9 protein-coding genes are annotated in these 6,538 nt (G+C 44.4%); all 9 read left to right on the top strand.

The genetic code is table 11. From position 1 onward, the window contains the following. Nucleotides 1–138: undecaprenyl-diphosphate phosphatase (locus B9J87_RS02530; RefSeq protein ID WP_303396256.1), on the top strand; the 138-nt coding region annotated here is incomplete at its 5' end. A 129-nt stretch (nucleotides 139–267) separates the two neighbouring features. Continuing rightward, nucleotides 268–549 carry a cell division protein FtsB gene (gene ftsB / locus B9J87_RS02525; RefSeq protein WP_026027578.1) on the top strand — a complete coding sequence of 94 codons (282 nt, stop codon included), beginning with the start codon at nucleotides 268–270 and terminating at the stop codon, nucleotides 547–549. Then, nucleotides 550–1,281 (top strand): 2-C-methyl-D-erythritol 4-phosphate cytidylyltransferase, encoded by a 732-nt coding sequence (ispD, locus tag B9J87_RS02520; protein ID WP_094149299.1) that lies wholly within the window; start codon nucleotides 550–552, stop codon nucleotides 1,279–1,281. Further along, entirely contained in the window at nucleotides 1,274–1,759 is a 486-nt protein-coding gene (ispF, locus tag B9J87_RS02515; protein ID WP_013857718.1) for a 2-C-methyl-D-erythritol 2,4-cyclodiphosphate synthase, read from the top strand. The genes ispD and ispF overlap by 8 nt, the downstream gene beginning before the upstream one ends. Nucleotides 1,760–1,916: 157 nt before the next feature. Beyond that, on the top strand, nucleotides 1,917–3,014 hold the full coding sequence (gene truD, locus B9J87_RS02510; RefSeq protein WP_094149298.1) for a tRNA pseudouridine(13) synthase TruD: 1,098 nt from the start codon (nucleotides 1,917–1,919) through the stop codon (nucleotides 3,012–3,014). Nucleotides 3,015–3,026: 12 nt separating this feature from the next. After that, nucleotides 3,027–3,773, top strand: a complete 747-nt coding sequence (surE, locus tag B9J87_RS02505; RefSeq protein ID WP_010320454.1) for a 5'/3'-nucleotidase SurE — start codon at nucleotides 3,027–3,029, stop codon at nucleotides 3,771–3,773. Then, a complete protein-coding gene (locus tag B9J87_RS02500) occupies nucleotides 3,773–4,399 on the top strand; it encodes a protein-L-isoaspartate(D-aspartate) O-methyltransferase (RefSeq protein ID WP_094149297.1) in 627 nt (208 codons plus the stop codon). Before surE ends, B9J87_RS02500 begins: the two co-directional genes overlap by 1 nt. 5 nt (nucleotides 4,400–4,404) lie before the next feature. After that, a complete protein-coding gene (nlpD, locus tag B9J87_RS02495) occupies nucleotides 4,405–5,337 on the top strand; it encodes a murein hydrolase activator NlpD (RefSeq protein WP_041769244.1) in 933 nt (310 codons plus the stop codon). 72 nt (nucleotides 5,338–5,409) lie between these two features. After that, on the top strand, nucleotides 5,410–6,411 hold the full coding sequence (gene rpoS, locus B9J87_RS02490) for an RNA polymerase sigma factor RpoS (RefSeq protein ID WP_017047531.1): 1,002 nt from the start codon (nucleotides 5,410–5,412) through the stop codon (nucleotides 6,409–6,411). Nucleotides 6,412–6,538 lie beyond the last annotated feature (127 nt).

Below are 6,538 nucleotides of genomic sequence, written 5' to 3'. Positions count from 1 at the left end.
ATCCTGACCTCCTTTATCAGTGCTTATATTTGTATCCATTTCTTCTTAAAACTGATTTCTAAAATGGGTATGACTCCGTTTGTCATTTACCGTTTAATTCTGGGTGGCGGCTTATTTGCGTTCCTAATGATGAGTTAAATAAAGGCTTGTGATATAAATAGCCATCATTTTCGTGCTGTGTTAGAGCGTCACTTTTTTTAAACAGCACGCTTTGTTTATCGTTTACGTTCTCTTTCATAGTGAGCGTTTTGAATGGTTATAGATGTGATGCGACTTTTTGCGGTGACATTGGCGTTATTATTCGGTTTATTACAGTACGATTTGTGGCTCGGTAAAAATGGCATTGCTGATTATCGAACCATTGTCGATGAAATTGACGTGCAGCAACAAGTAAACGAAAACCTAACGCTACGAAATTCGGAAATGTTCGTCGAAATTGATGATTTACGACAAGGATTGGACGCGATTGAAGAGCGAGCGCGTCATGAATTAGGAATGATAAAAGAAGGTGAAACTTTCTATCGATTGGTCGGTGAGGATAGTCAATAAATGCCGCACAGTACGCTTTCTCTTACCGCGATTGTACCGGCTGCTGGTGTTGGCAGCCGAATGCAAGCAGATCGTCCGAAACAGTATTTAACCATACACAACAAAACCGTTCTCGAACACACAATAGCGACGCTGCTCGCGCACCCTAATATTGATCGCGTTGTTGTCGCCGTCAGTGACGATGATCCTTACTATTTTGCTCTGCCATTAGCCACTAATCCCAATGTTATTAGCGTCAGCGGTGGTCAAGAGCGAGCCGACTCGGTGCTCTCGGCGCTGCAATATGTTTTAGCTAATTCCCTAGGTGAATGGGTTCTCGTGCATGATGCAGCGCGGCCTTGTCTTACTTTTGCAGATATTGACCGATTGATTACGACAGCTAAAGAGCATCCGGTAGGTGCGATTTTAGCTGCACCCGTTCGAGACACAATGAAGCGTGCTGATGGCGAAAACAACATTGATCATACCGTTGATCGCGTTGCATTATGGCACGCACTCACCCCCCAGATGTTTAGAGCCAAGCCGCTTTTTGAGGCTTTGTCGGACGCATTAGATCAGCAAGTCATCATCACCGATGAAGCATCCGCAATGGAGTGGCAAGGGTTACATCCAGCGTTGGTCGCTGGGCGAGCGGATAATCTCAAAATTACGCAACCCGAAGATCTCGCTTTAGCTGAGTTTTATTTAGGTCGTACTTCCTCACTAGCCGCAATAGGAAATAACCATGATTAGAATTGGCCACGGTTTTGATGTTCATAAGTTTGGCGGTGAAGGCCCAGTCATCATTGGGGGAATTGCCGTTCCTTATGAGCAAGGCTTAATTGCTCATTCCGATGGTGATGTCGCCTTGCATGCTTTAAGTGATGCGCTGCTTGGCGCGATTGCCGCAGGTGATATTGGCCGCCATTTCCCCGATACCGATGATAAATGGAAAGGGGCAGATAGCCGTGAATTATTGAAAGATGTCTATCGCCGTGTGAAAGCGCAAGGCTACCGTTTAGGAAATGCCGACGTCACCATTATCGCGCAAGCGCCGAAGATGGCGCCGTATATTGAAGCGATGTGCGCTGCCATTGCGCAAGATCTTGAAACGACGCTAGATAATATTAACGTCAAAGCAACCACAACCGAGCGCCTTGGTTTCACTGGGCGCAAAGAAGGTATTGCTTGCGAAGCGGTTGTCTTATTGATCAAATGTACTACAGATTAAATGCACGGTTGATCAAAGCATAATATTGCCTTAATAAAACGACCCAACAAATTGAAGAGGTAATGGTAATTCACTTACCTCTCCTTCTATGTAAAAACACGTTATTGATGGACTACCGCCAACGAATGGCACGCTCAGTAACGCGCAATAGCGGCTCATGCGTCGCTGTTTTTATTATTACCGCCAACTCGCGTCAGCGATGGATGAAAACATGTCAGATATATTATCTTCATTGGCTTACCTTTGTGGTAAACCAGCCGCTAAAGCCAAAATAAAAGCCAAGCCAGAGCACTTTAAAGTGATTGAAGACTTAGGATTCGAACTGGCAGGAAGTGGTGAACACTTAATGGTTCATATTCGTAAAACTGGTGAAAATACCAGTTTTGTGGTCAATGAATTGGCTAAAGCATGTGGTGTGAAATCAAAAGATGTGAGTTGGGCTGGTCTGAAAGATCGTCATGCGGTTACGCAGCAGTGGCTCAGTGTACATTTACCAAAAGGTGAGACGCCAGATTTCACCGAGTTTTTGGCTCAATATCCGAGCATCGAAATTCTGGAAATTACGCGTCACAATAAAAAGTTGCGCCCCGGTGATTTAGTTGGCAATCATTTTGAAATCACGCTTTCTGAAGTCACCGACACCGCCGAAGTAGTGACGCGATTAGAGCACATTGCCACTCACGGTGTGCCTAATTATTTTGGTAGCCAACGTTTTGGCAATCACGGCAATAACCTCAGTGAAGCGCGTCGCTGGGGAAAAGAGAACGTGCGTTCACGTAACCAAAATCAGCGCAGTTTGTATCTCTCGGCGGCCCGTTCGTGGATTTTCAACCAAATTGTCTCTGCCCGTATCGAGCAAGATAAGTTACATCAATTTATCGAAGGAGATATCGCACTTGAGGGAGAGAAAACGACCTTAGTCACCTTGGCGAATCTTACCGATCTCAATAACAAACTGGCATTGAATGAAGTGCAAATAAGTGCTGCTTTGGCGGGCGATAACGCACTACCGACGCAAGGTGAGGCTTTAGATTTAGAACAAGTTCACCTTGATGCTGAACCTGACTTGATGGCACTGATCCGCAGCAATCGTATGCGTCATGAGCGCCGGGCGCTGATGCTTAAGCCGCAGAATCTTTCTTGGACAGTTGAACAAGACAATGTGACGTTACGTTTTGATTTAGATGCAGGAAGTTTTGCTACCTCAGTCATTCGTGAATTGGTTGAAGAGATAGCGGTTGAACGCGAGTTCTAAGGAAAAAACTCGATGAAGATTTTATTAAGCAATGATGATGGTGTATACGCGCAAGGTTTAAATACCCTAGCACGCGCGCTGGCGGATCTCGCCGAGATCGTGATTGTCGCGCCGGATCGTAATCGGTCAGGAGCCTCCAATTCGCTGACATTAGAGCAGCCGCTTCGTGTGGATCTCATTGCACCCAATACCTATTCAGTGCAAGGCACACCAACCGATTGTGTGCATTTTGCACTCAATGAACTGCTCAAAGATGATCTGCCTGATTTGGTGCTGACAGGCATCAATCATGGTGCGAATTTGGGCGATGACGTGCTCTATTCGGGCACGGTTGCGGCGGCGATGGAAGGGCACTTTCTTGGGGTGCAAGCGATCGCGTTTTCATTGGTCGGGACGGCTAATTTTACTACGGCAGCCCAGATAGCACGCCAGTTGGTCGAACAGCATCTCAATGCCCCGATCCCAACCAATCGATTATTGAATGTGAACGTACCAGATCGTCCATTTGAGGAGTTAGCGGGTATTCAAGTGACGCGTTTAGGTGCTCGCCATCACGCAGAAAGTATGATTAAGCAGAAAGATCCTCGTGGGCATGATATTTATTGGTTAGGTCCTCCGGGTAAAGAGCAAGATGCAGGGCAAGGGACTGATTTCTATGCGATTGAGCATGGCTATGTCTCCTTGACGCCCTTGCAGGTTGATCTCACGGCTCATGAGTCACTGCCAAGTATGGATAACTGGTTGAAGGAAAAAGGGTAATGGCCAATCCACATGCCGACAGATTAATTGAATTTCTGATCGCGAATGGTATCCAAGATCAAACCGTTTTGGATGCCATTCATTGTTTGCCAAGAGAAAGCTTTGTTTCTCAGGCGATGATGCATCAAGCCTATGACAACAATGCCTTGCCGATAGGCCAAGGACAAACGATTTCACAACCTTACATTGTGGCAAAAATGACGCAGCTTTTAGAACTTGAGCCGCAGAGTAAGGTCTTAGAAATTGGCACAGGATCGGGTTATCAAACCGCTGTGCTTGCCCAGTTGGTTGAGCACGTGTATTCGATTGAACGGATCAAGTCATTACAGTGGGGTGCCAAGCGTCGTTTAAAGCAATTGGATATTTATAACGTCTCGACTAAGCATGGTGATGGCTGGTTGGGCTGGGATGCTAAAGCCCCTTTTGATGCGATCATTGTTACGGCGGCGGCCGAATTTGTCCCAAATGCGCTGCTTGATCAGCTTGCGGAAGGTGGCCGTTTAGTGATCCCTGTCGGCAGTAGTGAGCAACAGTTATTGAAAATAGTTCGCCAAGGCGATGATTTTATTTCTAACACCATTGAGATGGTGCGTTTTGTTCCTTTAGTTGCCGGTGATTTAGCCTAGTGATGATGAGTAACCTAAGAAACAGAGTAATAATGGTGCTAATTAGTAGCGTCCTTATCGGATGTGCTGCTCATACTCCAGCACCCGTTTCTGGGCTCAATAAAGACTATAATGCCATTCCTCGTGGTAGTTATCGCGGCAGTTTTTACGAAGTGCAAAAAGGCGATACGCTCTATTTTATATCTTATGTCACAGATAAAAATGTAAACGACTTGATCCGTTTCAATAATTTAAAAAAACCTTACACCATTCATCCCGGTCAAAAACTCAAATTATGGATCCCCAATTACACGCCTCCGGCTTACGGTGGTAATGGTGTAACAGAAGTCATTGTGGCTGCAACCCCTTCGAGCACAATGGCTGGCTTAGTTTCCCCCCCAATGGTTGTAGACGGAGTGAGTAAAAACTCTAATCAAAATAGTGGATCTAATGCCGCAAGTTCTTCGACCAAAGTCGCAAAGAAAGATCCTCCTAAGGTAGTTGAACAATCGAAATCAAAAGAGTATGTTGATTCAAAAGGTAAGCAAAATGTTAATGCTAATGTAACCTTTGCTAAACCAAAAGATGATAAAGTTTCAAAATGGTTATGGCCGACACAAGGGAGAATAATTAAAAACTTTTCAGCAGGCGATCAAGGAAATAAAGGGATCGATATCGCAGGACAGCGTGGTCAATCCATTTTATCAACTGCTGCAGGAACCGTTGTCTATTCGGGAAATGCATTAAGAGGTTACGGCAATCTTGTGATTGTTAAACATAATGATAACTACCTCAGTGCTTATGCTCATAACGATCGGTTACTGGTAAAAGAAGGACAAAGTGTTAAAGCTGGCCAAAAAATAGCAACCATGGGCAGCTCAGGAACCAGTAGTGTTCGTTTACACTTTGAAATTCGTTATCAAGGTAAGTCGGTGAATCCAAAACGCTACTTACCGTAAACATACTTGAAAGAGTCATGTAGCGACATTAGAAAGTAGTAATGTCTTGCTAGCTCGCCAGGGGGAGGCGCTATGAGTATCAGCAATGCAGTAACGAAAGTCGAAGAGTTTGAAGACCAAGAGATCATGGATTCGATTGAGGTTGATGAAGAACTCACCACCACTAAAAGCCAAAGCGATGACGATGTTCAAATCGAAGATGCCAAAGAAGGGTTTGATGCGTCAACAAAAAGCTTAGATGCAACACAGATGTATCTTAGCGAGATTGGTTTTTCTCCATTATTAACAGCTCAAGAAGAAGTACTTTATGCTCGTCGTTCACTGAGAGGCGATGAAGCTGCTCGTAAACGCATGATCGAAAGTAACTTACGTTTGGTCGTTAAAATTTCTCGCCGTTATGGTAATCGTGGCTTAGCTTTACTCGATCTAATTGAAGAGGGTAATTTAGGCTTGATCCGTGCGGTAGAAAAATTTGATCCAGAACGTGGCTTTAGATTCTCAACCTATGCTACTTGGTGGATCCGTCAAACCATTGAACGTGCATTAATGAACCAAACGCGCACTATCCGTTTGCCAATTCACGTCGTTAAAGAGTTGAATATCTACCTTCGTACGGCTCGCGAGCTATCGCAGAAGTTAGATCATGAACCTACCGCAGAAGAAATTGCGTTCCAACTGGATAAGCCAGTAGAAGATGTCAGTAAAATGCTGCGTCTTAACGAGCGTATCAGTTCTGTTGATACACCGATTGGCGGCGATGGTGATAAAGCACTACTCGATATCATCCCAGATGCGAACAACTCTGATCCTGAAATTTCTACGCAAGATGATGATATCCGTGAATCACTACTGAATTGGTTAGATGAACTAAACCCAAAACAAAAAGAGGTACTTGCACGCCGTTTTGGACTATTAGGTTATGAACCGTCCACCTTAGAAGAGGTAGGGCGCGAAATTAACTTAACTCGTGAACGAGTTCGTCAAATTCAAGTGGAAGGCCTACGTCGTTTGAGAGAGATCTTGGTTAAACAAGGCTTGAACATGGAAGCGCTGTTTAATGTTGAATACGACTAAAGGTTGGTTCAACAAGACCTTGATTCATAAAACCATTGATTTATAAAACTATTGCATAAAAGCACAAAAGGCACCGACTTAAAATCGATGCCTTTTTTATTTTTAATATCAGATTGTTACATTAGCT

The sequence above is a fragment of the Vibrio sp. V19_P1S1T109 genome (assembly GCF_002241375.1).
Classification (GTDB): domain Bacteria; phylum Pseudomonadota; class Gammaproteobacteria; order Enterobacterales; family Vibrionaceae; genus Vibrio; species Vibrio anguillarum.
The sequence above is the reverse complement of the archived record's forward strand: the minus strand, read 5'-3'. Positions and strand labels throughout refer to the sequence as shown.